The following is a 26,715-nucleotide window of genomic DNA, read 5'->3' as shown; positions in this document are numbered from 1 at the left end:
AAGATCCTTTCAAGAAATTTAAGGCTATTTTATTCTATAAATTTAGCTTTTTACCTTATTTAATATGATATTTTCATGCCGTTTTAGTAAAGTTGCAACCATTCTACACAATCAAGACTTAAAAAAATATTTTCTTAAGATTAAATTTATATTTCTTTATCAGCCAAAATAAATTTGATAAACCGGCTATTTAAATATCATTTTTTATTGTATAATCCACCGCAGTTCTAAGTTTTAGAAAAACTGTTGCAAATTTACAACTAATCAATAGCTTTTATAAATGTTAATAACAATCAAATTTTGGAGGTTTTTATGAAAAAATCACTTATGTTGGCTGCTTCTATGCTGCTTTTATCTTTAAATTTCGCTTCTGGTGCAGACGAGAAAACGCAAGTTAGCTTTAGTGGCTCATCTACTCTAGCTCCAGTCATCGCTAAAATTTCAACCGACTTTATCGAAAAGTACGAGACTTGGGACAAGGTTGATAACTCTTTACCAAACAAAAACATCACCATCTTTGTCTCAGCTGGTGGCTCTGGTGCTGGCGTAAAAGCCGTGCTTGATCATGTCGCTGACTTTGGTATGCTAGCTCGCGATATAAAAGATAGCGAAAAAGCAAAGATCAAAGATATGAAAGCCTATACACTTGGTATAGACGCACTTTGTGTGGCTGTAAACCCAGAAAATGAGGTGATAAAGCTAAAGGGCGGAAATTTAAGCAAAGACGAGATCGTCAAAATTTTCTCAGGCGAGTACAAAAAGTGGAGTGACCTTGACAAATCCCTACCAAATGACGAAATAGTCGTAGTTACAAGAGATCTTGGTGGCGGTGCTCACGAGGTATTTCAAAAAAAGATCATGAAAGATATCAAAGTTAGCAAAAACGTCATCCAATCACCTTCCATGGGCGCGCTTGTATCAAAGATCATCGAAAATAAAAACGCTATTGGCTACGCTTCTTTTGGTATCACAAACCAAAACAAAGGCAAGCTAATACCGCTAAACGTTGATGGCGTCGAACCAACTGTTAAAAATATAGTTGATGGCAAATACTACATCTCTCGTCCGCTCATCATCGTAAAAAGTGGCGATCTAAGCAAGAGTGAGCAAATTTTTGTTGATGTGTTAAATTCAGCCGAAGGTCAAAAGACTATCGAAAAAATGGGATTTATACCAGTAAAATAGCCAATGACAGGGCAAATTTTTAAAGGCGGGGTATATGCTTTCACACTTTTATCCGCCATGCTTTTGCTTTTACTCGTGGGGTTTTTACTGATAAATTCCACGAGTTTTTTTGCAGAAGTAAGCCTTTTTGACTTCTTACTAAATGGCGACTGGGACGTTAGTACAGAGCCTTTTAGCTTTGGGCTGTTTAATATCCTAATCGCAAATTTCGCAGTTGCGTTTTTAGCTTGCATATTTTCATTTTTTATCTCGCTTGGCGTTACTATCTTTATCTGCTTTTTTGCGAGCGCCTGGCTTAGGCACGTGCTAGACTGGATGATACGAATACTAGCTGGCATACCCTCTATCATATATGGATTTTTCGCGCTTTACACGGTTGTAAAAATTTTAGAGTCAGGGCTAAAAATGTCCGCTGGCGAGTCAGTCTTGGCAGCTAGCCTCATCCTTGGCGTCATGATACTGCCCTTTTTTACCTCGCACTTGCTCCAAAGTGTTGATCTGCTAAAGCAAAATTTCAAAACAAACTCAGACGCGCTTGGCGTAAGCACGGGATATTTTATAAGAAAAGTCATTTTTAGAAAATCCATAAAAGCTAGCATTTCAGGCTTTATACTCGCATTCTCAAGGGCAGCTGGCGAGACGATGGCTGTGATGATGGTCATAGGCAACACCCCACTTTTTCCGCACCTACTCTCAAAAGCTCAGACCATACCATCTCTAATAGCCCTTGAAATGGGCATGAGCGAGGCTGGTAGCTTGCACTATCACGCCCTAATAGCAAGCGGATTTGTCCTGCTTGTTTTTATATTTTTGCTAAATATTTTTATCTTTAAATTTGAGAAAAACAATGAACGCTTTTAAAGATCATCTAGTCAAATTTTACGCCTATCTTTGCGTATTTATAGTCGTTGCGGTGATATTTTGGATATTTTATTTCATCTTTGCAAATGGTATCTCTCAGATAAATTTAGACTTTCTAACCAAAAATCCGCAAGGTTTAAATTTAGGTGAGAGTGGTGGCATAAGAGACGCTATCATAGGCTCATTTTTGCTGATGATATTATCTATGATATTTTCAGCACTTCTTGGCGTTAGCTGCGCCATTTATAGGCAAATTTACTGCACTTCTAGCACGATAAAGCTTGGGCTTAAATTTATCATCCAAACGATGGCTTCGATACCTTCTATCTTGCTTGGAATGTTTGTTTATGGACTTTTTATCGTTAGCCTTGATATCCCAAAAAGCCTGCTAACAGCTAGCATTACGCTTGCTTTGATGGTCTTTCCATTTGTTGAAGTAAGCGTTGAAAAGGTGATCTCGCAGATCGATGAAAAGATGTTAAGAGATAGCTTCGCACTTGGCGTTGATAAAAATTTTATGGCTAGAAAACTGGTTTTGCCAACTATTAGAAAAAATATCATATCGATCTTGATACTAGCTGGCAGCTATGCCATAGGAGCTACCGCACCGCTACTTTTAACAGGGGTTGTCTTCATGGCAAAGGCAGAAGGCCTGCTCTCGCCAGTCATGGCACTACCATTTCACCTGCACATGCTCCTAAGCCAGTCAGTCGCAACGCAAAATGCCTACGCCACGGCGCTTGTGCTCATCTTTATACTTATCATTTTGCACCTGCTTTCAGCCGTAGTTTTATTTGATATAGGAGAGAAAATTGCCAGATATTTTAAACATAAAAGATCTTAGTATCTTTTACCAAGATAATGAAATTTTAAAATATCTAAATTTAAACGTCGCCAAAAACGAGATCATCTGCCTAATGGGTAGCTCAGGATGTGGCAAATCAACATTTCTTTCGACGCTAAATGGCTTTTTGGAGCAAAAGGGCGGCCGATATAGCGGAGAGATCCTATTTAAAGGCCAAAATATCAAAGGTAAGGGCGAAATTTGGCTAAGACGAAAGCTAGCCATACTCTTTCAAGACTCCACGCTATTTCCTTTTAGCGTCGAGAGAAATTTGACCTATGCGATGGAATTTTATGAGGGCAACATAAAAGATAAGCAAAAAAGAGTAGAAGAGCTGCTTAAAAGCGTAAATTTACTAGATGAAATAAGTGACTTAAATATGCCAGCTAGCAAACTTTCCGGCGGTCAAAAGCAAAGACTTTGCATTGCAAGGATGCTAACTACAAAACCTGAAGTGCTCATGCTTGATGAGCCTTGCTCATCGCTTGATATGAAAAATGTCTTGATTATAGAGGAGCTCTTAAAAAGCTTGTCGCAAAGATACACCATCATCATAACCACGCACAATGAAGAGCAGGCAAAAAGGCTTGGCGGCAAGATAGTTCGAATTGTAGATAAGAAATTTACATTTTAAAAGAGCTAGAAATTCTAGCTCTAAATTTAGTCGATAAATCTTTTTGTGATATTTGCGTAGGCATCGATCCTGCGATCTCTTAAAAATGGCCAAATTCTGCGCACTTCTTCGCTTCTTTTCATGTCTATCTCAACGATCTTGCAAAGCTCATCTGTGCTATTTGCACGGAAAAGCTGCTCGCCTTGTGGCCCAAAAACAAAGCTATTTCCCCAAAATTTTATCCCATCCATCACGCCGCTACCATCTTTTTCAAAGCCCACGCGATTTACTGCAACAACTGGCAGACCATTTGCCACGCTGTGACCTCTTTGCACTGCCACCCACGCTTCAAGCTGTCTTGACTTTTCATCATCACTATCGCCCTCAAACCAGCCAATAGCCGTTGGATATATGAGAATTTTCGCCCCTTTTAGCGCCATTAGCCTTGCTGCTTCTGGATACCACTGATCCCAACACACCAAAACGCCAAGCTTGCCAAGGCTAGTTTTAACTGGCTCAAAGCCAATGTCGCCAGGCGTGAAGTAAAATTTCTCGTAAAATCCAGGGTCATCAGGGATGTGCATTTTTCGGTATTTGCCAGCCACGCTGCCGTCGCGCTCAAAGACAAAGGCGGTGTTGTGATAAAGTCCGTCAGCCCTCTTTTCAAAGAGCGAAGTGACTAAAACCACACCATTTTCTTTTGCTACCCTGCCCCAAAAAGCGACGTCCTCTTGCCAGTCGTTTGCGTGATCAAAGAAATTTGTATCCTCGCTTTGGCAAAAGTACTGCGTCTGATGCAGCTCTTGGCAGACGACTAGATCGGCACCGCCTTTTTTTGCCTCGGCGATTAGTTCAAGCGTCTTTGCGATGGTCGTCTCTTTTGTCCCTTTAAATTCTTGTTGAAGTAGTGCTACTTTCATCTCATCTCCCTTCTTTGTCGTTATATGGGTCTAAATGCGTGGTTATCTGCCACGAAAATTCCTTAAATTTATCTCTTATCTCAGCTTCAAGCGAGTCGGCCACCTCGTGCGCATCGTAAAGCGAAATATCTTTGTCAAAAACTAAATGCAGCGTTAAAAATATGGTATTTGCGCTCCGTCTTGTGTTTAGGTAGTGAAAGTCTGAAATTCTCTGCTTTGCCTTTATCATCTTAATGATCTCGTCTGTGACCTCATGGTTTGCTGCGTGATCTAGCAAGATACCAAAGGCGTCTTTGCCAAGGCTTATCGCGCTTTGAGCGATGTAGCCACTTATTACAATGCCAAAGATCGCATCTATCATCACAAATCCGCTAAATTTAATGATAAGTAGCGAGATGATGACTGCTAGGTTGCTAAAAAGGTCGATCTTATAGTGCAGCGCGTCTGCTTTGATGATAAGGTTTCCGCTTTTTTTAGAAATTTGGTTTAAAAATAGCACCAAACATAGCGTCACAACTACCGAAAAAACCATCACACCAAGGCTTAAGCCAAGGTCTATCTCTAAATTTGGCTCGCTAAATTTTTTAATACTCTCATAAAATATATATCCAGCAGCCACAACGATAATGACGCACTCAAATAGCGCTGCTAACGCCTCTAGCTTTGTGTAGCCAAAGTTAAATCTCTCATCAGCTTGCTTTCTTGACTTTCTAAGTGCAAATAAATTTAAAAGCGAGACGATAAAATCAAGCATCGAGTCAATCGCCGAGCCAAGCACAGCGACCGAGCCGCTAAAAAGCCCAGCTGTAAATTTCACAAGTGCGAGCAAAAAGGCACAAGCTCCAGCTGCGATAACAGCCTTATTTTCGCCCTGCGTGCACTCCTGCTTATTTATGCGGTTAAACTCATAATCAAACGGACTTGACAAGACTAAGACCTTTTATATCTATTTTGGCTTGAGCAGTGAAGCGAGCCATTTTGACGGACAAAAACTAGCGAATTTACACCGATGATCTTTCTATCTGGCAGTGCCTCGGCTAGTAAATTTAGTACCTTTTCATCGTTTTCGTCGTTATATGTTGGCACGATTAGCGCACCATTTATAAAGATAAAGTTTGCATAGGTGCAGCCAAGCCTTTTGCTATCATAAAATTTAGGTTTTGGTAGTGGCAGAGCAAGCAGTTTAAAGCCAGTTTTTTTAAGCTCATCCTCCATCCTTTTAAGCTCATCAAAGTGCTCATCACTCTTGTCATCACAAGCTGCGTAAGCTATCGTATCAGGCGTGATAAAGCGCGCTAAAGTGTCAATGTGACTATCTGTATCATCGCCTCTTATAAAGCCATTTTCAAGCCAGATAATACGCTTTAGGCCAAATAAATTTTTAAGCTTCTCCTCGATCTGCTCTTTACTAAGCGCTTTGTTTCTATTTTCATTTAGCAGACATTTTGAAGTGGTTAAAAGTATGCCATCTCCGTTAAACTCGATACTTCCGCCCTCTAATATCATATCAACTGGCTCAAGCTTGGTTTTATAAATTTTAGCTAGCTCCAAATTTATCGCATCATCTTTTGAGCTCTTAAATTTACCACCCCAAGCGTTAAATTTAAAGTCGTAGCTCTTGACGCCGTCCTTGGTGCAAACGTCGATCATACCGTAGTCTCTGATCCAAGTATCATCAGTATCAAGCTTAACAAACTCTACATTTTTAAATTTCTTAAATCTATCAAAATTTGCCTCATCAGGGCAGATGAGCACCACCTTTTCATAGGGCGTAACAGCAGCCACAAGCTCCTCATAGCTCGCCAAAATCTCCTCTAAATAGGGCTCCCAGTCACTCTTACTGTGTGGCAGTGATAAAAACAAAAGCTCCTGCTCTTCCCACTCTGCGTAAGCTCTCACGCTCTCTCCTTATAAATTTTATAAATTCCATAAATCGTAATGAATATCCAAAAGACCTCTATCAAAAATGAACCGAGGTTAAAGTGCACAAAAAGTGAGATGATAAGTAGCACCGCACCTGCTAAATTTATTATCTGATAGGCTAGATCGCGGCTATTTAGGCGGCCGATTTGAAGTAAAAAGTAGCCCATCACGATGCAAATCATCCCTAAAAAGCCAATGATCTGAAAAAGATCGATCAAATTTTATCCTTTTTACAAGCTTAAATTTAAAGCAAGATCATATCTAATTAGTTTTAAATTTATGATTATAAGATAAAATAACTCCATTTTTCAGATTGGATTAAAGTTTTATGGATTTTGAGTTTATTGAGAAATTTTATCCGCTTTATGTTAAGGCCGGACTGCTTACCTGTGAGATTGCCTTTTTAGGGATCATTTTTTCTATTTTGATCGGTATTTTTTGTATGGCCGTGAAATTTTACAAGCTAAAATTTCTATCAAAAGTGATTGACTGCTATGTCGAGCTCTCAAGAAATACGCCGCTTCTTATCCAGCTCTTCTTTTTATACTACGGCTTGCCAAAGCTTGGAGTGTCGATGAGCGGCTTTGCCTGTGCGGTCGCTGGTCTTAGCTTTCTTGGTGGTAGCTATATGAGTGAGAGCTTTAGGCTTGGCTTTGAGGCGGTTAGAAAGTCGCAGATCGAAGCGGGACTAAGTATCGCACTTAGCAAAAATCAGCTCTTAAGATATGTTATCTTGCCTCAAGCATTTAGCGTAGCTGTACCAAGCATTAGTGCAAATATTATCTTTTTACTAAAAGAGACAAGCATCGTTAGTATCGTAGCCCTTGCCGATCTAGTTTACGTCGCAAAGGATCTCATTGGGCTTTATTACAAAACAGACGAAGCGCTTTTTATGCTGGTTATTAGCTATCTCATCATCATCTTGCCAGTCTCGCTGGTGCTTAGCTATGTCGAAAGAAGGGTGAGAAATGCAAGGAGTTAGTATTTTATTTGACACGCAAAATTTACTAAGGCTCTTTGAAGGTCTAGTCGTTAGCACAGAAATTTCATTTATCTCTATCTTTATCTCTATAATCGGTGGCTTAGTGTTTGGCGTGCTTATGAGCATGAAAAACAAATTTATCTATTTTATTTTAAAAATTTGCCTAGAAATCGTTCGTATAATGCCTCAGATCGTTTGGCTATTTTTATTTTATTTTGGTGTCAGTAAGGCGTTTGATATTCATATTTCAGCATTTACAGCCTCACTCATCGTCTTTAGCTTGTGGGGAATTTTTGAAATGATGGACATCGTGCGTGGTGCAATAACATCAATACCAAAACATCAATTTGAATCAGCCGCCTCACTTGGGCTTAGTAAATTTCAAATTTACTCTCACGTCATCATCCCACTTGCCACAAGAAGGCTAGTGCCTGGAGCTGTAAATTTACTAAGCCGTATGATAAAAACGACCTCTATCGTCGTACTAATCGGCGTTGTGGAGGTAGTCAAGGTCGGCCAGCAGATCATTGAGCGAAATGTATTTACAAATCCTATGGCGCCATTTTGGATATACACGCTCATATTCTTTTTATATTTTGCGATCTGCTATCCAGTCTCAAAATTATCAAAAAAACTAGAAGAAAAATGGAGCTAAAATGAGCGAAAACATATTAGAGCTTAAAAAAATAAATAAATTTTATGGAGAGCTTCACGCCTTAAAGGATATAAATTTAGAGGTAAAAAGCGGTGAAGTGGTCGTACTTCTTGGCCCATCAGGCTGTGGCAAAAGCACAACTCTTAGGTGCATAAACGGCCTTGAGAGTATCGCAAGCGGCGAGATCATTATAGACGGTGAAGTGATAGACGCTAAATTTAATGATTGGCAAAGGATCCGCCAAAAGGTCGGCATGGTCTTTCAAAGCTACGAGCTCTTTGATCATATGAACGTCATAGACAACGTCCTTCTTGGGCCTTTAAAGGTGCAAAAAAGAGATAGAGCCGAGGCTGAAAAAACCGCTGATATGTGGCTAAGCAAGGTTGGACTGCTTGATAAGAAATTTGCCTATCCAAAGGAGCTAAGTGGCGGCCAAAAGCAGCGCATAGCAATAGTAAGAAGCCTTTGTTTAAACCCTGAAATTATGCTATTTGACGAGGTTACGGCTGCGCTTGATCCAGAGATCGTTAGAGAAGTGCTTGATGTTATACTAAATTTAGCCAAAGATGGCATGACGATGCTAATAGTCACACACGAGATGAGCTTTGCAAGAGCAGTTGCAAACAAGATCGTATTTATGGACGCTGGAGCGATCGTGGAGATCAGCGAGCCAGAAGAATTTTTTACCAGCCCAAAGAGTGATCGCGCGAAGAAATTTCTAAATTTATTCTCGTTTTAGAAAAAATAAGAGATAATTTGCCGTTTTTTCAAAATGCGTTTAGAGCGAAATTTTAACGCTCTTATTTATTTAACTTTTTTACAAGGAGAAAGAGTGAGAAAATTTAAATTTTTCTTATTAGCATTAATCGCTACCGTCTTTCTAACGGGTTGTGGTAATGACAAAGGTGCTGACACGGCAAAAGCTGCTTCAAACGAAGCTGATGCGATCGCAAAGATCAAAGAGCGCGGATATGTAAGAATTGGCGTTTTCAGCGACAAACCACCATTTGGCTATGTCGATAAAGACGGCAAAAACCAAGGCTATGATATTTACTTTGCAAAACGTATCGCAAAAGACCTACTAGGCGATGAGAGCAAGGTAAAATTTGAGCTAGTCGAGGCTGCTGGTAGAGTTGAAGTTTTAGTAGCTGATAAAGTAGATATCACGCTTGCAAATTTTACAAAAACACCTGAGCGCGCACAAGTTGTTGATTTTGCGCTTCCATACATGAAGGTTTCACTTGGTATCGTAAGCCCTGAAGGTGCGGTGATAAAGAGCATCGATGAGCTAAAAGACAAAACCCTAATCGTAAATAAGGGCACAACCGCAGACGCGTTTTTTACAAAAAATTATCCTGACATTAAGCTTGCAAAATATGACCAAAATACTGAAACATTTGCAGCTTTGGTTGATAAAAGAGGTGCTGCACTAGCGCATGATAACGCCCTACTTTTTGCCTGGGCGAAAGAGACTCCAGGTTTTGTTGTAGGCGTTGAAGCACTTGGTGATGTGGATGTGATAGCACCAGCTGTTAAAAAAGGCAACAAAGTTTTACTTGACTGGCTAAATAATGAGATCATTGAGCTTGGAAAAGAAAATTTCTTCCACAAAGACTATGATGCTACACTAAAACCGATCTACGGCGACAGCGTCAATCCAGAATCACTTGTCGTTGAAGGCGGCAAACTATAAAAATTTAAATGGCGTAAATCTTTACGCCATCTCTCTTTTTTTAAATTTAACAAATAAGTTTGTAAAAATTTTTGCCGGTAGGTTACACTGCATAAAATCCATAAAGGCTGATATTTTGCATACCTGAACAGCAAGCTAGTAGATGAACCCTTGCAACAATAAACTGAACGCCGATATTAGATAGACTACTTTTGGATTTAAATTGCATTATCCACATGAAGGTTCAAAAAAGCTAAGATGCATGTTTTTGATAAATTTAAATTACAGATAGTATGTATGCAGAGAAAAATCCGCGAAAGCTAGGCAAGAAAGATAAATCTTAGTTTTTTGAATGTTTAAATAAAATTTTAAAAAGCATTTTGGGGTAAATTTAGCCCAAAATGCTTATTGTAAGCTACATTAAGCTCTTTAACAAATTTGTCACCTTTTGCTCGATCTCTTCTAAAAATTCCTTGCTCTTTGCCTCAAATCTAGTAACAATAACTGGCGTTGTATTTGACGCGCGTACTAGCGCCCAGCCATTTTCAAACTGAATCCTTATACCATCAATATCAATGATATTTTTTATCTTTGGCAGGTCGCAACTCTCATTTTTCACACAATCTTTTAGCTTGGCAACTATCTTAAATTTAGCCTCATCAGTCGTCTTTACCTTGATCTCATCGGTGCTAAAGACAAGTGGCATCTTATCAAGCTCGCCATCAAGGTCAAACCCTTTATGAACTAGCTCAAGCACCCTCATCATCGCATAAAGCGCATCATCAAAGCCAAAATAGCGCTCTTTAAAGAAGATATGACCACTGACTTCAGCTGCAAGATCGACATTTAGCTCTTTCATCATCTTTTTTATATTGCTATGCCCGGTTTTTCCCATGAAAACTTCGCCGATTTTTGCGATCTCATCATACATATTTTGCGAGCATTTAACCTCACCAAGCACCTTTGGATGTTTCATATTTAGCGCATAAAGATAGGCTAGCTCATCGCCTTTTATATCTCTTTTTGGCGTTATAACCGCGATCCTATCGCCATCTCCGTCAAAGCCAAATCCAAGGTCAAATTCTTTCTTTTCGATAAGAGAAAATAGCTCTTTTAAATTCTCTTTTTCACTTGGATCTGGGTGGTGATTTGGGAAATTTCCGTCTGGATCTTCATATAAAATTTTAGCATTTAGCCCAAGAGCTTTGACGATCGGCACCAAACTCACGCCAACAGCGCCATTTGCACAGTCTATAACAAAAGGCTTTTTGAAATTTTTAAGCTCGCTAAATTCTTTTACAAAAAACTCGACATATTTTTCTAAGATGTTAAATTTCTCGCAGCTCTCATCGTCTACGATCTGCTCACCAGAGGCGATTATCTCGTTCACCTTGTCTTTTAAAATTTGCAGATCTTTTCCAAAAAAACTATCTTTTTTGATAGTAATCTTAAAGCCGTTGTACTCTTTTGGGTTGTGAGAGCCCGTGATCATGATGTTTGCGTCGAAATAATCAGCATAAACGCTAAAGTAGCCAACAGGAGTTGGAAGTAAGCCGATGTTGTAAATTTTAAAGCCACCGGCCTTGTTTAGACCGCTTAGTAGATACCTAAAAAGCGTGCTAGCGCTTAGTCTTGCGTCAAAGCCAACGCTTAAAGTTTTTACGCCAAATTCATTAAATTTCTTACCCAAAGCAAGCCCTATAGCCTTGACGCTGTCCTCCGTCAAGTCTTTCTCAAAAATGCCGCGGATGTCGTATTCTCTAAAAATTTCATCATATTTCATTGTAAATTCTCCCTAAAAGAAAGCAAAATGATACAAGAATAAATTTAAAAAGGAGTAAATAATTTTATAAATTTAGTGAGGTTAAAGTTTAAGTATAAATTCGAGCTAGAAAAGGCTCTAGCTCGAAAAGGGCTGCTACATGATGCCGCCCATACCACCCATTCCGCCCATGTCAGGCATTGCAGGCATTGCTTTTTCTTCTTTTATCTCGCTGATAGTTGCCTCAGTTGTTAGTAGCAAGCTAGCCACGCTAACAGCGTTTTGAAGCGCAACTCTCTCAACTTTTACTGGATCGATGATGCCAGCTTCAAACATATTTACATATTCGCCAGTTGCAGCATTAAAGCCAAAATTTGCATCTTTGCTTGTCTCGACTGCATTTGCTACTACGCCTGCGTCAAAGCCAGCGTTCTCAGCAATTTGGCGAAGTGGAGCACGAAGCGCTCTTCTAACGATCTCAGCGCCGATTGCCTCATCACCTTGTAAATTTAAATTTACACTCTTTGAAGCAAGGATAAGAGCTGAACCACCACCTACTACGATGCCCTCTTCAACAGCTGCACGAGTAGCGCTTAGAGCATCATCAACGCGGTCTTTTTTCTCTTTCATCTCAGTTTCAGTCGCAGCACCTACTTTGATAACTGCCACGCCGCCGCTTAGTTTTGCAAGGCGCTCTTGAAGTTTTTCTTTGTCGTAGTCGCTTGTTGTTTCTGCGATTTGAGCTTTGATCTGAGTTATTCTAGCGTCTATTGCTGACTTCTCGCCTGCACCATTTACGATAGTTGTGTTATCTTTGTCGATAACTACGCTTGAAGCTTGTCCAAGGTCGTTTATGGTGGCGCTTTCAAGTGTTCTGCCTAGCTCTTCGCTGATAACTTCGCCACCTGTTAAAATAGCGATATCTTCAAGCATTGCTTTTCTTCTATCGCCAAAGCCAGGAGCTTTAACAGCCGAGATATTTAGCACACCGCGAAGTTTGTTTACAACAAGCGTTGCAAGTGCCTCGCCCTCGATATCTTCAGCGATTATTAAAAGTGGTTTGCCACTTTTTTGTACTTGCTCAAGTACTGGAAGCAAGTCTTTTAAATTTGTGATCTTCTTGTCAAATAGCAATATGAATGGATTGCTTAGCTCAACTTGCATCTTTTCAGGGTTTGTGATGAAGTATGGGCTTAGGTATCCGCGGTCAAACTGCATACCCTCAACAACGCTTAGCTCGTCTTGGATAGACTTTGCCTCTTCTACTGTTATGACGCCATCTTTGCCGACTTTTTCCATCGCATCAGCGATAAGTTTGCCAATACTCTCATCTGAGTTAGCAGAGATAGTAGCGATCTGAGCGATCTCTTTTGAACCTGATACTTTTTTAGAGATATTTTTTAGTGCATCTATAAGAGCTGCTACTTCTTTATCCATACCGCGTTTTACTTCGATAGGATTTGCGCCAGCAGTTACGTTTCTAAGACCCTCTTTAAATATCGCGTGAGCTAGTACAGTAGCTGTTGTCGTGCCGTCACCTGCTTGGTCGTTTGTCTTACTTGCTACTTCTCTAACTAAACTTGCACCCATGTTTTCGATAGTATCTTTTAGCTCAACCTCTTTAGCCACACTAACGCCGTCTTTTGTGATGTTTGGAGCGCCAAAGCTCTTTTGGATAAGGACGTTTCTACCTCTTGGTCCCATTGTTACTTTTACAGCGTCATTTAGTTTTTTTACGCCCTCGTATAGGCGGTTTCTTGCATCATCAGAGTAAAAAATTTCTTTTGCCATTGTTTTTCCTTTCGGTTTTAATTTATTTTAAAAAATCAGCCTTATTTATCATTGACAAAGGCATATTAATATCAAAAATTTTGCCGCGAATATTTGAATAGCCGTTTTTAGCTAGTCTTTCGCTATGCATTTTCAGATATTTTTCCGCATTCTCCTTATTGTCAAAAAGATAAACTCCGCCGGCTTCTTTTGTTTGTTTGTTCTCGGTCCAAATTTTCCATATCATACCGGGTTCTTGGTTGATGCTTTTAGCCAAATCCTCAAAAGCTTTTGACATCTCGTCTCCAAAAAGACCTTCTTGCGGAAAATCAACATACATAATCGCAGCCATCTGCAGCCTTATTTTAAAACGCCTAAAACATCGTCGATGTTTAAAACAAGATATGTTTTATCATCTAAATTTATCTCAGTGCCACCGTATTTTGCAAATACAACTTTATCACCAACTTTTACACCCTCTACTTCAGCACCAACTGCTTTTACCTCACCGCTTAAAGGTTTTTCTTTTGCGTTATCAGGTATAATGATGCCCGAAGCCGTGGTCTTTGTCTCCTCTACGCGTTCGACTAGAACACGCTTGCCTAATGGTTGAAAGTTCATTGTTCATCCTTTTGGTTTAATTGTCTTTTTTAGCACTCTTTATTTTTGAGTGATGAGATCCTAGCACTTTTTTCTAAAAAAGTCAATAATTTATAGTTAAATTTTATTAAAACTTTAGTCACTTACACTAAAGTTTTATGATATGTAAAACTAATATAAAGGAAATTTATGAAAAAAATAGCCTATTTAGTAGCGGCTTTGGTGCTGATAATCCTTTGCATTTTTGGCTTTATATTTAGCTCTTTTGGTAATAAATTTATAGCTAGCAAGATAGAAAAAGAAGCACTCGCTCGTGGTATTGATGTCAAATTTAAAGACTTTAGCCTAGGGCTTAGCACCTTAAATTTAGAAGCGACCGTGATGAATGCCATAAATTTAAAAGCAAATGGCGACCTCTCCTTGCTTGCTCAAAGCATGAATTTAAACATAGATATAAATGCCGACAAGGCAAAGGCTAGCGAGCTTGGGTTAAAAAAAGATGTCGCGCTTAAAACAAACGCGGCTGGTAAATTTAGCGACTTTAAGCTAGTGGCAACTGGCATGGCGCTTGGCTCAAATATAAATTTAAACGCAAATTTAAAAGACTACCTGCCAAAAGCTCTAAATCTTGACGCTAAAAATATTGAGCTTTCTGAGATCTCGGCCCTTGCTAAAAAGCCAAATTTAGCTAGTGGCAAGCTTGATCTAACGAGCAATATGCAAGGCTTTGATGAGAAAAATGAGCCCATCATTAACGCTCAAATTTTAGCAAGCGATGCAGCGATAAACAAAGAAATTCTTAAAAACGAATTTGGGCTAAATTTAGCAAAAGATATAAGCTTTAAAGGCGGCGTAAATGCTAAATTTAAAAATGAAAAAGTAAGTGCAAAAACCCTTATCATTGCGCCTGAAGCCACTTTAAAAGCAAATGAGACGACTTATGATCTAGCTAGCAAAAATTTAAAGAGTGACTTTTTGCTAAACGTGCCTGATCTTGCCCTTTTTGGTAAGCTCTTAAATCAACAACTAAGCGGCGCAGTGGATGCAAACGGCGAAATCACAATGCAAGAAAATGCCCTTAAAAACCTAAAGGCTGAGATAAACGGCCTTGGCGGCAAGATAAATGCAAATTTTGATAGCAAAAACTTAGCCCTAAATGCGGCTAATATCAAGCTAAAAGAGCTTCTAGCGCTTGCCTTGCAGCCTAGCTACGCAGACGGAGAGATAAATTTAAACGCAAACTTTAGCGCCTTTGACGAGCTAAAAAAGCTTGCAGGCGAGGCTAAATTTGAGATAAAAAACGGCCTTATAAATAATAGTCTTGCAAAGCTTAAAAATGCGGCGAAATTTGAGCTTAAAGGTGGCGTCATAGCAAAAGGCGAGCTTGTAAATTTTGACGCAAACGTGCTTAGCGATCTTGGAGAGCTAAAGGATATAAAGGGTGTTTATGACCTAAAAAACAGCCAAATTTTTAGCAAATTTGCCCTGCTCATTAGCGACCCTGAGAAATTTAAAGCGGTTAGCGGCTTTGAGGTTGGCTCAAAGATGGTGCTTGTGGGCGATGTGATGGTCAAAGAGAGCAAGATAGATGAGCTAAATTTAGGCGGTGATGCCTTTGCTGGCAAGCTAAACGTCACCATAAAAAATGAAAGTCTTGATCTTAGCCTAAAAGAGGCGCAGCTAGGAGAGATCTTGGCACTTAGCGGCAACGATAGGCTAGCAAATGCTAAGGCAAATGTCCAAGCAAAGGGGCAAAATATCTTTAGCAAAAACCCAAGCGTCACCGCAACGATCGCTTTAAATGATGGCAAATTTAACGCCGCAGTGCTTAGCAAAATGCTTGATAAAAAATTCCCTGAAAACGAGAAATTTAGCTCAAATTTGAGCCTAGACTATAAAGGCGACATAGTAAAATTTAGTGGCGACTTTCTTAGCTCGCTAGCTGATATAAAGGGCGTAGATGGCAGTTTTGACGTGGGTAAAAGTACGCTAAGCTTAAAGCTTCAAGCGGTAGTTTCAGAACTAAACAAGCTTGCATTTTTAGCTGGTCGCGAGCTTCACGGTAAATTTGCAACCCTAGTAACAGCAGAGGGCAAAGTGGATGATCTAAGCGTAAAAGCCATTTCAGATGATCTATTTAAGGGCAAGTTAGAGGCAAACTACAAAGGTGGCGCGCTTGATGCAGTGCTAAAAAACTTTGAGGTCAAAGGGCTAACGCAGACTTTGGGGCTGGATCATCTCTATGACGGCAACGGCGATGCTAAATTTGACTACGAAACAAAGCAAAAGCTCGGTAAATTTGACATCTTACTAAAAGAGGGGCACCTAGCCAGCACAAATCTCACAAACAACATCAAAATATTTACTGGCAAGGACATCACAAAAGAAATTTACAAAGACGGTAAAATTTACGGCGATATAAAGGGCGATAACGTCATCTTTAACGTAAATTTAAGCTCACCAAAGAGCGATATAAAGGTTGCAAACGGCACTTACAATACTGCGACAAAAATGCTTAACGCGCCACTTGTTTGCAGGCTCGAAAAGACCGATCTAAACGTGCAAATTTCAGGCACGACAGACAAGCTAAAATACGACGTCAGATCGCAATATTTAGAAAATAAGGTCAAAAAAGAGATAGGTAGATTTTTAGATAAAAAGCTTGGAAAAGATGATGAGGGCGCAAACGGCGAAAAGCAAAATTTAAAGGGGCTTTTAAAAGGGCTATTTTAGATGAAAAAGGCGGAAAATTTAAAGTATCTAATGGGGCTTGGGCACTTTTGTAGCGACATAAACCAAAGTGCGCTTGGTGCGATGCTGCCCTTTTTCATCGCGAGCTACCACTACGACTACGCCACGGCTGCCTCGCTCGTGACAGCCACAAATTTAGCAAGCTCTCTCATCCAACCGCTGATCGGCCGCTTAAGCGATAAAAAAGAGCTACCATACGTCATCCCGCTTGGGCTACTACTTGCGGGCGGAGGCATGAGTCTAACTGGCTTTGTCACAAACTACTACCTCATCTTGGTTTGCGTGATGATAAGCGGTATCGGCGCCGCGCTCTTTCACCCAAGTGCCGCAAGGATCGTAAACTACGCCTCAAACGCCAAAAATAGAGCCAAAAGCATAAGCATATTTTCATTTGGCGGAAACGCAGGCTTTGCCGTTGGACCTATTTTGGTCGCTGTTTTTGTGGGAAATTTTGGCCTAAAAGGGACGCTGGTCTTTATAATTCCTCAAATTTTTCTGACACTTTTATACCTCAAAAAGGGCAAATTTATAAAAGCGCTCGAAGGCAATCATAAAAGGCAAATTTCACAAAAAAATAGCGCTTTGAAAGACGATTTAGGCGCCTTTTTAAGGCTTTGCGTCTGTATATTTTCACGCTCGATCGTCGCTTTTGGCTTTTCAGCATTTTTTAGCATCTACCTCATCAAAATTTTTGGCCTTAGCAAAGAGGCTGCAAATATAAATTTAAGCCTCTTTTTTGCTGCAGGTGCGATCTCTACGCTATTTGGTGGAGCGCTAGCCGATAGATATGGCCTAGTTAAGCTCATCAAAATAAGCCTAAGCATCGCCGCACCGCTAGTCGTGCTAATGCTCTTTATCGACAGCTACGCGCTATTTCTCGCGGCCTCCATGTGCGTGAGTGCCTGCATCAGCCTATCTTTTAGCCCCTCTATCGCCCTTGCACAGCTTTATCTGCCAAATCAAATCGGCCTAGCCTCAGGCGTAACGCTTGGCCTTAGTATAACAATCGGCGGCATATTCGCAACGGTCATTGGCAAGATCGCTGATATCTTTAGCCTAACGCACTCATTTTACTTTATCGCCGCAATCTCAATTATTTGTGCAACATCAAGCTACTTTTTAAAGCCAATTAGTAGAACTTAAATTTATATATCTTGCTTCATTTTTATATAAAAATTACGTAAGGAAATTTACGAGTAAATTTTAATTTCTATTTGTTTTGCCCTGCTCGCAACGAGACTTTGCTACGGGGAAACAAGCGAAATTTTACGATGTAAAAGAGCCGAGCCATAGCTTTTGGCGGCAGTATTTTGTGATAGATTTATTTGTGATAGATTTAAATGTTATGCAGTTAAAAATTGCGCAGACTAGACATATAGTCTGTCGAGCAAAATTTTAGCAAGCTCATTTAAAGATACACAAAAGACAACGCTTATATTTTTCTCATCTTTGCTATCTCATCACGTAGCGCCGCCGCCTTCTCAAACTCCAGCTGCTCAGCCGCTTCAAGCATCTGCTTTCTTAGCTCTTTAACTATCGCAGCTCGCTCACTTGCTGGCATCTTCTCTAAATTTTTACCACGCTTGTAAATTTCACCATCGTCTTCGACGTGCAAGCTCTCTTCGATATTTCTACTTGCAGAGTGCGGCGTTATGCCGTGAGCTTTGTTGTACTCATCTTGAAATTTACGCCTAGCTGTCGTCGTATCGATCGCCTCTTTCATCGAGTGCGTGATCTTTTTGGCAAACATTAGCACCTTGCCATTTACATTTCTAGCCGCACGCCCCATCGTCTGTATAAGGCTCGTTGTCGAGCGCAAAAAGCCCTCTTTATCGGCGTCCATTATCGCTATCAAGCTCACTTCAGGTAGGTCAAGCCCCTCACGGAGTAAATTTATGCCTATTAGCATGTCAAATTCGCCGCTTCTAAGCCCTCTAATGATCTCATTTCGCTCGATCGCATCGATGTCTGAGTGCATATACTTAACTTTTACACCAAGCTCGATGTAGTAGCGACTTAGCTCCTCGGCCATCTTTTTAGTTAGCACCGTAACTAGCACGCGCTCACCTCTAGCGATGACCGCCTTTGCCTCGTCAAATAGCACCTCAACTTGGTTGTCACTATCTTTTATCTCGATGATCGGGTCAAGCAGCCCGGTAGGACGCAAAATTTGCTCATAGACGTGCCCCTGGCTGATACCAAGCTCGTACTCGTTTGGCGTAGCTGAGACAAAAAGAAATTTCGCCTTTTTACTTATAAATTCATCAAATTTAAGTGGCCTGTTATCAAGCGCTGATGGCAAACGAAATCCATACTCCACAAGCACCTCTTTGCGGCTCCTATCGCCCGCATACATGCCCCTAAACTGTGGCAAACTCACATGACTCTCATCGACGATAACCAGATAGTCTTTGCCACTTATCTCAAAGTAGTCAAACATCGAGTACGGTGTCTCTCCGGGCTTTTGTCCGGTTAGGTGGCGTGCGTAGTTTTCGATACCTTTACACATGCCCGTACTTGCCATCATCTCAAGGTCAAACTCCACCCTTTGCTTTAGCCTCTGCGCCTCGACTAGCTTGCCCTGCTCATTAAACTCTTTTAAACGCGCATCAAGCTCTTCTTCGATCTCTTTCATCGCGATCTTTAGCCTATCAGCGCCCACGATGAACTGACTGGTCGCATAAAGCGTAAATTTAGAGATGTCCTTTAGCCTCTTGTTATCAAGCACGTCAAAATGATACATCGCATCGATCTCATCGCCAAAAAACTCGATTCTTAGGGCTTCGTCGTTGTAGTAAGCTGGGTAAATATCCACCACATCGCCATTTACGCGAAAGTCGCCTCTGTCAAAGTAGTTGTCATTGCGCTTGTAGCCCATATCTACAAGCTGCTCTAAAAGCTTTCTTTGGCTTATTTTCTCGCCCACGCTAAGATATGCCACCATTCCCTTATACTCGCTTGGATTACCAAGTCCGTAGTTTGCAGAGACTGATGCCACGCAGATCACATCATCAAAGCTTAGCAAGCTAGCCGTTGCAGAGAGACGCAAGCGCTCAAGCTCCTCATTTACCGAGCTATCCTTTTCTATATATAGGTCGCTTCTTGGGATGTAGGCCTCTGGCTGGTAGTAGTCGTAGTAGCTTATGAAGTACTCGACATGATTTTTTGGGAAAAAGCCCTTAAATTCGCTATAAAGCTGCGCAGCTAAGGATTTATTATGCGTCATTATCAGAGTTGGCATATTTAGCTCACGTATGACGTTTGCCATGGTAAAGGTCTTGCCAGATCCTGTGACACCTAAAAGTGTTTGATATTTGTTACCTGATTTTACACTTTTTACTATCTCTTTTATCGCTCTTGCTTGGTCACTGCTTGGGCTAAATTTAGATGAAATTTCAAATTTACTCATTGATCGCCTTTAAATTTGGGAGAATTTTATAGCAAAGATAGTACTTTGTCAAATGAGAATTTTAATAAGAATTTAGCCTCTGCGTGTTAGAATACGAGCCTAATTATTATTTTAAAGGAACTTTTATGTTTGAAGATAATGCGATCTTAACCACACTAAGCGATAAAGTAAATGACCTGATCACAAAATATGACGAACTTTGCAAAACGAACGAAGAGTTGCGTAATGAGATCGTAACTTTAAAAGCACAAAATGAGGCAAAAAGCAATCAAATCATGCGTTTAGAAGAGGATCTTGACAAGAAAAATACCGAAGCTGACGATGTAATGAGAAAAATCGAAGCTGTCCTTGGCAGATAAGCTTGGCTAAAATATGAAAAAAATCACGCTCACGATATCATCTCGCGACTACACGATCACGCTTGATGATGATTTTGCTAAATTCTTTGAAGATGACTGGCAAAATTTAATGGGCGGGCGCCAATTTATTGAGCCAAAAGAGCTTTTAAATGCCTTTATAGAAAAATGTTATGAAAATTATGCTGTGATAAAGGCAGTAAAAAATTTAACTGGCAATGTTGATGAGATATTAAAGCGAGAAGAGAGATGAAAAGACGAGCTTACACCTTGCTTGAGCTAATATTTATAGTAGTTATACTAGGTATTTTAAGCACAGTCGCTATACCTAGGCTATTTTTTTCTAGAAGCGATGCTACTATCTCAAATGCCAAAACTCAACTTGCCGCTATAAGAAGCGGAATTTCACTAAAATACAATGACAATATCTTGCAAGCAAAGCCAGAATTTCCACAAAAGCTAGACGATGGCGATCCAAGCAAACTCTTTAAAAATGTTATAAATATACCGATAAAAGATAGCGGTAGCAAAAATGGCTGGCACAGAATAAGCGATGACAAATACACATTTAGGCTAGATGGCAAAGTAGCAAATTTCAAATACGACAAAAATACTGGCGATTTTGGTTGCAGTGATGAAAATGAAATTTGCAAATCACTTCAGTAATGCATTATTACATACTCGCATTTTATGGGCTAAATTTAGCCCCGCTCACTTATGAAAGCGATCAAAAACTAGAAAAATTTCAAGGCGTAAAAGCTTCTTTAAGAGGCAAAATTCTTACTGCCTTTATCGTAAAAGAAACTGGCAAACCAGAGTTTAAAACAAGTAAAATTTTAGAAATTCTACCGATTAATCTAACTTCAATGCAAAGCGAATTGGCAATATTTATCTCAAAATATTACACATGCGAGCTTGGCGTCAGTCTAAATTTATTTGAACCAAATGACACTATTGCAGTAGATCAAATTTATGAAAATCAAAATTTTAATGTAGCACCCAAACTAAGCGAAAAACAGCAAGAGGCTTTGGATTTTATAAACAAACGTAAAATTTCACTCATCTTTGGCGACACTGGAAGCGGAAAAAGCGAAATTTACATAGCAAAGATCAGAGAAATTTTAAACGCAGGCAGCCAAGCGCTATTTTTAATGCCTGAAATTTCACTCACGCCACAAATGCAAAAACGCCTTGAGGGCTTCTTTGGAGAGGCAGTGGCTGTTTGGCACTCAAAGATCACATCAAAGAAAAAAGAGCAAATTTTAAAAGATATAAAAAGTGGCAAAGTTAGGCTCGTTGCAGGTGCGAGATCGGCTTTATTTTTACCACTTGAGAAGCTAAAACTTATCATCATCGATGAAGAACACGACGATAGCTATAAAAATACAGGCTCAAAGCCCCACTACAACGCAAGAGATCTTGCCCTTTTTCTAACTGGTAAATTTGACCTGCAAGTAGTACTTGGAAGCGCCACACCAAGCCTCACTAGCTTTTACAAGCAGGAGCATTTTCGCTTACAAGGGACATATTTTGATTCGCAAAAAAATTACATTTTTGACGAGAGCGAGACTGGAATTAGTGAAATTTTAAAAGATGAAATTTCAAAAACACTCGCGAATAAAAGGCAAGCTGTCATCTGTCTGCCAACAAGGGCAAATTTTAAATATCTAGTCTGCAAAAACTGCGGTGAAACGCTAAAGTGTCCATTTTGTAGCATCGGTATGAGCTACTACAAAAAACAAAATGTGCTAAAGTGTCAATACTGCGAGCATAAAATGGCTGTGCCAAAGACCTGCTATAAGTGCGGTAGCGAAATGATAGAGGCCAAAAAGATCGGTACTAGCGAGCTACTTGAAAGGCTGCAAGCTGAGTTTGCAAACGCCAGAATCGCTAAATTTGACAGGGATGAAATAACGACTCAAAACAAGCTCGTAAAGGCTTTGAAGGAATTTAACGACGGCAAGATAGACATCCTGCTAGGCACGCAGATGCTAAGCAAAGGGCATGATTATCACAACGTAGAGCTTGCTGTCATCATGGGATTTGACGAGCTTTTAAATTTTCCTGATTATAAAGCCAGAGAGCGAACGCTCGCTCTTGCCATGCAAGTAGCCGGAAGAGCTGGTAGAAACGGGGTTGGCAGAGTTATCATTCAAAGCAAACAAAGAGATTTTTTTGAGAGCTACATCGGTGACTACGACGCATTTTTAAAAGATGAGATTGGCTACCGCGAGGGGCTATATCCGCCTTTTACTAGGCTCCTTCGCATTATCATCTCACATAAAGATGAAAAAATAGTAAAAAATACAATGAATGAATTTGTACAAAGAATAGAACCTTTAAGAAGCGATGAACTTGAGATCATAGGATACGGAAAGTGCCAAATAGAGTATATTGGAAGCAAATTTAGATATGAAATTTTACTTCGCTCAAACTCTTATATACCTCTTTTAAAAGCTGCAAACCTCTGCAAAAGCGAGCTTAGCGATATTGATATAGACCCGGTAAATTTTAGCTAATGATTAGCCAATGTTAACTATAATCTCACCAAAAATTTAACGGATGCGTCAATGCTTTTTAACTCTTACGAATTTATATTTTTATTCTTGCCATTTACATTTTTTATATACTTTTATCTAAATAAAAAGCGCCTTACAGAATTGGCAAAAGGCTTTTTGGTTCTGTCATCTCTCTTTTTTTACAGCTGGTGGAACGTCATTTATCTACCGCTAATCTTAGGCTCCATGTTGTTTAACTACTGCTTTGGAGTGAAGCTAAACAAAGAAGATAGTAAAATTTCTAAAAAATTTATTCTTATACTAGGGATTGCGGCAAATTTAATACTCCTTGGATATTTTAAATATTCAGACTTCTTTATAAGCAATGTAAATTTTATCTTTAATGCTCATATACCTCATTTAAATTTACTTTTGCCTCTTGCGATATCATTTTTTACTTTTCAGCAAATAGCCTATTTGGTCGATAGTGCTACGGGGGGGGGTACGAAGCAGTATGACTTTTTAAACTACTGCTTATTTGTTACATTTTTTCCGCAGCTAATCGCTGGTCCGATCGTGCACCATAAAGAGATGATGCCGCAGTTTGCAAATGCTAGAAATAAAATAGTCAACTACAAAAATATAGCACTTGGTTTATTTATCTTTTCGATAGGTCTTTTTAAAAAGGTAGTTATCGCTGATAATTTTGCTGTTTGGGCAACAAACGGATTTGACAACGCTATCGTTTTAAATTTTTTTGAAGCTTGGGCGACTAGCCTAAGCTATACATTTCAGCTCTACTTTGACTTTAGTGGATATTGCGATATGGCTATAGGCGCAGCGCTTCTTTTTAATATCAAGCTTCCAATAAACTTTAACTCACCTTATAAAGCCTTAAATATTCAAGACTTTTGGCGTAGATGGCACATAACACTAAGCAGGTTTTTAAGAGACTATATCTATATCCCGCTAGGTGGTAACCGCAAAGGCAGGCTTCGAACATACGTAAATTTAATGGCGACCTTTATAATAGGTGGTATATGGCATGGGGCCGGCTGGACATTTGTCTTTTGGGGATTTTTGCATGGCGTTGCCTTGGTTACTCACAGAATTTGGAGCGAACTTGGCTTTAAGATGAATAAAATTTTGGCTTGGTTTATAACATTTAACTTCATAAATATTACTTGGGTATTTTTTAGAGCAAAAGATTGGGACAATGCTTTAAAAGTTTTAAAAGGAATGTTTGGGCTTAGTGGTATTGTTTTGCCAAATTTTTTATTAGCAAAGCTTGGGTTTTTAACTAAATATGGAGTTGGATTTGATGGTTTTATTGCAAGAATTGGAGATAAGAGTACTATTTTATTTTTATTACTTGGTTTTATTTTAGTCTTAGCTTTTAAAAACTCTATAGAAAAGATGATTGGTTTTCAGCCAAGCTATCAAAAAATAATTAAACTTATATTCATATTATTGCTATCTTTTTACTCAATGATAGCTGTAAAAACAGAATTTTTATATTTTAATTTTTAGGATTTTAAATGCTAACAAATAAAAAATTTTCAATAATTATGTTTTTTATATTCCTTTTTACATTTTTTGTTGTGTCAATACCTTCTCTTTTTATCTACGATCTCTTGCATAAAGCCAAGGAAGATACCACAATAGGAAAAATTGTAAAATTTCAACTAGAAAAAGATGCTATTTATAATCCTTTAGATTTCAATACGCTTCAGTATAAATTAGAATTAATAAAAAACAAAAAACCAGAGATTATAGCCTTAGGTTCATCAAGGGTTATGCAGTTCAGAGAAGAAAGCTTTAACACAAAATTTATAACAGCTGGTGGTGCGATGAATTTTTTAAATGAAGGATATTTATTCTTAAAAGAAATGACAAAATATCATAAACCTAAAATAATCATTTTAGGTCTAGATTTTTGGTGGTTTAATGAAAATTATTATCAGCCTAGTCTAGTCAATGATTTAGAAGAAAAGAACTCTAATATAAAAGATAAAATAAATAAAATTTTATCTGATATCATTAAAAAAGAAATAGACTTCAAGATTTTCAAATATATTTCAAGAGACAAGAATGATATAACAAATTATCAAAATATAGGAATAAGATCATTAGAATACTCAAATGGCTTCAGAAAAGATGGCTCATATCAATACTTACAATTTATTTTAGGGGAAAAAGAAAATAGCGATATAGGCTTTTCAAATACTTTTAATAGAATATACAATGGAAACAATAGATTTGAATATGCCAACCACATCTCTAAAGAAAGAGTTGAAATTTTCAATGAGATTATAAAATTTGCAAAAGACAATAATATAAAATTAATACTCTTTATACCGCCTTTGGCAAACGAAGTTGTTGAAAAGATGAATAGTCTTGGCGATAAATACAACTATGTTTCTGAATTTAGAAAACTCGTAAAAGAGACGGATATAGAAAATTATGATTTTCACGATATGAGAGGTTATTATAAGGATAGTTGCGAATTTGTTGATGGCTTTCATGGTGGTGATGTGGCTTATCAAAGGATACTAAAAAAGATGTATAATCAAAACTCAAGCCTATCAAAATACTTAAACATAGAATTAATCAAAAAATCAATTAGTGAAAATGCAGGAAAAACTCTAACTATTTTTGACAAGACAAAATACAAAATATATAAAGAAAGAGATTTTTTGGAGCTGGGATGTGTAAAATAAATTTTACACACCAGATAAATTGCTTACAAACACTATGAATTAAAAATACTTACAACTATTTTTAACAAATTTATTTAAAAGCCAAGATTTTATATAATCCCCAATAAAAATTTAAAGGTAAAATTTTGCAACGATACCCAACAAAACAGATAAAAATTCGCGATGTTTTAATAGGCGGTGACGCACCAATATCCGTGCAATCAATGACATTTTCAAAGACAAAAGACGTAAAAGGCACGCTTGAGCAGATACAAAGGCTATATTTTGCAGGCTGTGACATCGTGCGCTGCGCAGTTTTTGACAAAGAAGACGCCAGCGCGCTAAAACAGATAGTTGCAAGCTCACCTATTCCAGTCGTTGCTGACATACATTTTAACCACACTTATGCCTTAATCGTTAGCGAATTTGTCGATGCTATCCGCATAAATCCGGGCAACATCGGCTCCGCTAAAAACATAAAAGCAGTCGTTGATGCCTGCAAACAGCGAAATTTACCTATTCGCATAGGTGTAAATTCTGGCTCGCTTGAAAAGCAATTTGAGGACCGCTACGGTCGCACAGTTGAGGCGATGGTGGAGAGTGCGATGTATAACATCAAGCTTCTTGAGGATTTTGACTTTACAGATATCAAAATTTCACTTAAATCAAGCGATGTCGAGCGTACAATGCAAGCTTATAGAGCGCTTCGACCAAAGACAAACTATCCATTTCACCTTGGCGTTACTGAGGCAGGTACCACTTTTCACGCGACTATCAAGTCCGCGATCGCTCTTGGTGGGCTTTTGCTTGAAGGCATCGGCGACACGATGAGAGTTAGCATCACAGGCGAGCTAGAAGAAGAGATCAAAGTCGCAAAAGCAATCTTAAAAGATAGTGACCGCCAAAAAGAGGGTCTAAATATCATCTCATGCCCAACTTGCGGGCGTTTGCAAGCTGATCTCATGGCGGCAGTAAAGCTCGTAGAAGAAAAAACAAAAGGGATAAAAGAGCCGTTAAACGTCTCGGTCATGGGCTGCGTGGTAAATGCTATCGGCGAGGCAAAAGGTGCGGACGTCGCCATAGCATTTGGCAAAGGCAATGGCATGATAATGCGTCACGGCGAAGTGGTCGCAAGACTGCCTGAGAGCGAGCTTGTAGATAGATTTTTACAAGAGATCGACGATGAGATAAAAAGTAGAGACTAAAGGAAAATTT

The 26,715-nt window shown here is 39.0% G+C and carries 27 protein-coding genes; 17 read left to right on the top strand and 10 right to left on the bottom strand.

Features of this window, described 5'->3' with window-relative positions:
* Positions 1 to 312: 312 nt before the first annotated feature.
* From A3223_RS09290 to A3223_RS09275, 4 genes are read left to right on the top strand one after another with little or no spacing between them, the layout of a single operon-like run.
* The gene (locus A3223_RS09290; protein ID WP_084110066.1) at positions 313 to 1,185 is read left to right on the top strand and encodes a phosphate ABC transporter substrate-binding protein; all 873 of its coding nucleotides are present in this window, start codon (positions 313 to 315) and stop codon (positions 1,183 to 1,185) included.
* Positions 1,186 to 1,188: 3 nt separating this feature from the next.
* Entirely contained in the window at positions 1,189 to 2,046 is an 858-nt protein-coding gene (gene pstC, locus A3223_RS09285) for a phosphate ABC transporter permease subunit PstC (protein WP_084110065.1), read from the top strand.
* The gene (locus tag A3223_RS09280; RefSeq protein ID WP_021091214.1) at positions 2,033 to 2,890 is read left to right on the top strand and encodes a PstA family ABC transporter permease; all 858 of its coding nucleotides are present in this window, start codon (positions 2,033 to 2,035) and stop codon (positions 2,888 to 2,890) included. Before pstC ends, A3223_RS09280 begins: the two co-directional genes overlap by 14 nt.
* The gene (locus A3223_RS09275) at positions 2,859 to 3,524 is read left to right on the top strand and encodes a phosphate ABC transporter ATP-binding protein (protein WP_084110064.1); all 666 of its coding nucleotides are present in this window, start codon (positions 2,859 to 2,861) and stop codon (positions 3,522 to 3,524) included. The genes A3223_RS09280 and A3223_RS09275 overlap by 32 nt, the downstream gene beginning before the upstream one ends.
* Before the next feature lie 26 nt (positions 3,525 to 3,550).
* Here A3223_RS09275 and A3223_RS09270 read toward each other — a convergent pair whose 3' ends face one another.
* The 4 genes from A3223_RS09270 to A3223_RS09255 are packed head-to-tail and all read right to left on the bottom strand — an operon-like array spanning position 3,551 to position 6,564.
* Complete coding sequence (locus tag A3223_RS09270) at positions 3,551 to 4,423, bottom strand: carbon-nitrogen hydrolase (protein ID WP_084110063.1); 873 nt, start codon at positions 4,421 to 4,423, stop codon at positions 3,551 to 3,553.
* 1 nt (position 4,424) lies between these two features.
* On the bottom strand, positions 4,425 to 5,351 hold the full coding sequence (locus tag A3223_RS09265; protein WP_084110062.1) for a cation diffusion facilitator family transporter: 927 nt from the start codon (positions 5,349 to 5,351) through the stop codon (positions 4,425 to 4,427).
* A gap of 2 nt (positions 5,352 to 5,353) precedes the next feature.
* Positions 5,354 to 6,322, bottom strand: a complete 969-nt coding sequence (locus A3223_RS09260; protein WP_084110061.1) for an agmatine deiminase family protein — start codon at positions 6,320 to 6,322, stop codon at positions 5,354 to 5,356.
* Positions 6,319 to 6,564 (bottom strand): CBU_0592 family membrane protein, encoded by a 246-nt coding sequence (locus A3223_RS09255; protein WP_084110060.1) that lies wholly within the window; start codon positions 6,562 to 6,564, stop codon positions 6,319 to 6,321. Before A3223_RS09255 ends, A3223_RS09260 begins: the two co-directional genes overlap by 4 nt.
* Positions 6,565 to 6,674: 110 nt before the next feature.
* On the opposite strand from A3223_RS09255, the gene A3223_RS09250 reads away from it, so the two are divergent.
* From A3223_RS09250 to A3223_RS09235, 4 genes are all read left to right on the top strand, one after another.
* Positions 6,675 to 7,328: an amino acid ABC transporter permease gene (locus A3223_RS09250; protein ID WP_084110059.1), complete on the top strand. Its 654-nt coding sequence runs from the start codon at positions 6,675 to 6,677 to the stop codon at positions 7,326 to 7,328.
* Entirely contained in the window at positions 7,315 to 7,983 is a 669-nt protein-coding gene (locus A3223_RS09245) for an amino acid ABC transporter permease (protein ID WP_084110058.1), read from the top strand. The genes A3223_RS09250 and A3223_RS09245 overlap by 14 nt, the downstream gene beginning before the upstream one ends.
* A gap of 1 nt (position 7,984) precedes the next feature.
* A complete protein-coding gene (locus A3223_RS09240) occupies positions 7,985 to 8,722 on the top strand; it encodes an amino acid ABC transporter ATP-binding protein (RefSeq protein ID WP_084110057.1) in 738 nt (245 codons plus the stop codon).
* A gap of 93 nt (positions 8,723 to 8,815) precedes the next feature.
* Positions 8,816 to 9,676, top strand: a complete 861-nt coding sequence (locus A3223_RS09235) for a cysteine ABC transporter substrate-binding protein (RefSeq protein WP_021091264.1) — start codon at positions 8,816 to 8,818, stop codon at positions 9,674 to 9,676.
* Between the two features lie 82 nt (positions 9,677 to 9,758).
* Here A3223_RS09235 and A3223_RS09885 read toward each other — a convergent pair whose 3' ends face one another.
* From A3223_RS09885 to groES, 5 genes are all read right to left on the bottom strand, one after another.
* Entirely contained in the window at positions 9,759 to 9,884 is a 126-nt protein-coding gene (locus tag A3223_RS09885; RefSeq protein ID WP_257639286.1) for a hypothetical protein, read from the bottom strand.
* A gap of 186 nt (positions 9,885 to 10,070) precedes the next feature.
* Entirely contained in the window at positions 10,071 to 11,438 is a 1,368-nt protein-coding gene (locus A3223_RS09230) for a phosphomannomutase/phosphoglucomutase (RefSeq protein ID WP_084110056.1), read from the bottom strand.
* 135 nt (positions 11,439 to 11,573) lie between these two features.
* Positions 11,574 to 13,208 (bottom strand): chaperonin GroEL, encoded by a 1,635-nt coding sequence (gene groL / locus A3223_RS09225; RefSeq protein WP_084110055.1) that lies wholly within the window; start codon positions 13,206 to 13,208, stop codon positions 11,574 to 11,576.
* A 22-nt stretch (positions 13,209 to 13,230) separates the two neighbouring features.
* Positions 13,231 to 13,539, bottom strand: a complete 309-nt coding sequence (locus tag A3223_RS09220; protein ID WP_084110054.1) for a monooxygenase — start codon at positions 13,537 to 13,539, stop codon at positions 13,231 to 13,233.
* An 8-nt stretch (positions 13,540 to 13,547) separates the two neighbouring features.
* On the bottom strand, positions 13,548 to 13,808 hold the full coding sequence (gene groES / locus A3223_RS09215) for a co-chaperone GroES (RefSeq protein ID WP_072594386.1): 261 nt from the start codon (positions 13,806 to 13,808) through the stop codon (positions 13,548 to 13,550).
* 168 nt (positions 13,809 to 13,976) lie between these two features.
* Between groES and A3223_RS09210 the strand changes: the two genes are divergently transcribed.
* Together A3223_RS09210 and A3223_RS09205 are read left to right on the top strand one after the other, a co-directional pair.
* Complete coding sequence (locus tag A3223_RS09210; RefSeq protein ID WP_084110053.1) at positions 13,977 to 16,520, top strand: tryptophanyl-tRNA synthetase; 2,544 nt, start codon at positions 13,977 to 13,979, stop codon at positions 16,518 to 16,520.
* The gene (locus A3223_RS09205; protein ID WP_084110052.1) at positions 16,521 to 17,681 is read left to right on the top strand and encodes an MFS transporter; all 1,161 of its coding nucleotides are present in this window, start codon (positions 16,521 to 16,523) and stop codon (positions 17,679 to 17,681) included.
* Positions 17,682 to 17,970: 289 nt separating this feature from the next.
* Here the strand turns inward: A3223_RS09205 and uvrB are convergent, their stop codons facing one another.
* Positions 17,971 to 19,947 carry an excinuclease ABC subunit UvrB gene (uvrB, locus tag A3223_RS09200; protein WP_084110051.1) on the bottom strand — a complete coding sequence of 659 codons (1,977 nt, stop codon included), beginning with the start codon at positions 19,945 to 19,947 and terminating at the stop codon, positions 17,971 to 17,973.
* Between the two features lie 125 nt (positions 19,948 to 20,072).
* Here uvrB and A3223_RS09195 point away from each other — a divergent pair, with 125 nt between their 5' ends.
* From A3223_RS09195 to ispG, 7 genes are all read left to right on the top strand, one after another.
* On the top strand, positions 20,073 to 20,306 hold the full coding sequence (locus A3223_RS09195; protein WP_021091279.1) for a cell division protein ZapB: 234 nt from the start codon (positions 20,073 to 20,075) through the stop codon (positions 20,304 to 20,306).
* 13 nt (positions 20,307 to 20,319) lie between these two features.
* Positions 20,320 to 20,556: a hypothetical protein gene (locus A3223_RS09190; protein ID WP_054196819.1), complete on the top strand. Its 237-nt coding sequence runs from the start codon at positions 20,320 to 20,322 to the stop codon at positions 20,554 to 20,556.
* Positions 20,553 to 20,969: a type II secretion system protein gene (locus tag A3223_RS09185; RefSeq protein ID WP_084042158.1), complete on the top strand. Its 417-nt coding sequence runs from the start codon at positions 20,553 to 20,555 to the stop codon at positions 20,967 to 20,969. The genes A3223_RS09190 and A3223_RS09185 overlap by 4 nt, the downstream gene beginning before the upstream one ends.
* Complete coding sequence (locus tag A3223_RS09180) at positions 20,969 to 22,822, top strand: primosomal protein N' (RefSeq protein ID WP_084110050.1); 1,854 nt, start codon at positions 20,969 to 20,971, stop codon at positions 22,820 to 22,822. The genes A3223_RS09185 and A3223_RS09180 overlap by 1 nt, the downstream gene beginning before the upstream one ends.
* A 51-nt stretch (positions 22,823 to 22,873) precedes the next feature.
* Complete coding sequence (locus A3223_RS09175) at positions 22,874 to 24,331, top strand: MBOAT family O-acyltransferase (RefSeq protein WP_084110049.1); 1,458 nt, start codon at positions 22,874 to 22,876, stop codon at positions 24,329 to 24,331.
* A gap of 8 nt (positions 24,332 to 24,339) precedes the next feature.
* Complete coding sequence (locus A3223_RS09170; RefSeq protein ID WP_084110048.1) at positions 24,340 to 25,521, top strand: hypothetical protein; 1,182 nt, start codon at positions 24,340 to 24,342, stop codon at positions 25,519 to 25,521.
* A 125-nt stretch (positions 25,522 to 25,646) separates the two neighbouring features.
* A complete protein-coding gene (ispG, locus tag A3223_RS09165; protein ID WP_084110047.1) occupies positions 25,647 to 26,705 on the top strand; it encodes a flavodoxin-dependent (E)-4-hydroxy-3-methylbut-2-enyl-diphosphate synthase in 1,059 nt (352 codons plus the stop codon).
* Positions 26,706 to 26,715 lie beyond the last annotated feature (10 nt).

This window comes from Campylobacter concisus (genome assembly GCF_002092855.1).
GTDB classification, from domain to species: domain Bacteria; phylum Campylobacterota; class Campylobacteria; order Campylobacterales; family Campylobacteraceae; genus Campylobacter_A; species Campylobacter_A concisus_AI.
Note: the sequence above shows the minus strand (reverse complement) of the source record. Positions and strands in the feature narration are given on the sequence as shown.

Coding starts and splice junctions, on each gene's coding strand:
- A3223_RS09290 (WP_084110066.1), top strand. CDS start 313: ATGAAAAAATCACTTATGTTGGCTGCTTCTATGCTGCTTTTATCTTTA.
- pstC (WP_084110065.1), top strand. CDS start 1,189: ATGACAGGGCAAATTTTTAAAGGCGGGGTATATGCTTTCACACTTTTA.
- A3223_RS09280 (WP_021091214.1), top strand. CDS start 2,033: ATGAACGCTTTTAAAGATCATCTAGTCAAATTTTACGCCTATCTTTGC.
- A3223_RS09270 (WP_084110063.1), bottom strand. CDS start 4,423: ATGAAAGTAGCACTACTTCAACAAGAATTTAAAGGGACAAAAGAGACG.
- A3223_RS09250 (WP_084110059.1), top strand. CDS start 6,675: ATGGATTTTGAGTTTATTGAGAAATTTTATCCGCTTTATGTTAAGGCC.
- A3223_RS09245 (WP_084110058.1), top strand. CDS start 7,315: ATGCAAGGAGTTAGTATTTTATTTGACACGCAAAATTTACTAAGGCTC.
- A3223_RS09240 (WP_084110057.1), top strand. CDS start 7,985: ATGAGCGAAAACATATTAGAGCTTAAAAAAATAAATAAATTTTATGGA.
- A3223_RS09885 (WP_257639286.1), bottom strand. CDS start 9,884: ATGCAATTTAAATCCAAAAGTAGTCTATCTAATATCGGCGTTCAGTTT.
- A3223_RS09230 (WP_084110056.1), bottom strand. CDS start 11,438: ATGAAATATGATGAAATTTTTAGAGAATACGACATCCGCGGCATTTTT.
- groL (WP_084110055.1), bottom strand. CDS start 13,208: ATGGCAAAAGAAATTTTTTACTCTGATGATGCAAGAAACCGCCTATAC.
- A3223_RS09220 (WP_084110054.1), bottom strand. CDS start 13,539: ATGGCTGCGATTATGTATGTTGATTTTCCGCAAGAAGGTCTTTTTGGA.
- groES (WP_072594386.1), bottom strand. CDS start 13,808: ATGAACTTTCAACCATTAGGCAAGCGTGTTCTAGTCGAACGCGTAGAG.
- A3223_RS09210 (WP_084110053.1), top strand. CDS start 13,977: ATGAAAAAAATAGCCTATTTAGTAGCGGCTTTGGTGCTGATAATCCTT.
- A3223_RS09205 (WP_084110052.1), top strand. CDS start 16,521: ATGAAAAAGGCGGAAAATTTAAAGTATCTAATGGGGCTTGGGCACTTT.
- uvrB (WP_084110051.1), bottom strand. CDS start 19,947: ATGAGTAAATTTGAAATTTCATCTAAATTTAGCCCAAGCAGTGACCAA.
- A3223_RS09195 (WP_021091279.1), top strand. CDS start 20,073: ATGTTTGAAGATAATGCGATCTTAACCACACTAAGCGATAAAGTAAAT.
- A3223_RS09190 (WP_054196819.1), top strand. CDS start 20,320: ATGAAAAAAATCACGCTCACGATATCATCTCGCGACTACACGATCACG.
- A3223_RS09185 (WP_084042158.1), top strand. CDS start 20,553: ATGAAAAGACGAGCTTACACCTTGCTTGAGCTAATATTTATAGTAGTT.
- A3223_RS09180 (WP_084110050.1), top strand. CDS start 20,969: ATGCATTATTACATACTCGCATTTTATGGGCTAAATTTAGCCCCGCTC.
- A3223_RS09175 (WP_084110049.1), top strand. CDS start 22,874: ATGCTTTTTAACTCTTACGAATTTATATTTTTATTCTTGCCATTTACA.
- A3223_RS09170 (WP_084110048.1), top strand. CDS start 24,340: ATGCTAACAAATAAAAAATTTTCAATAATTATGTTTTTTATATTCCTT.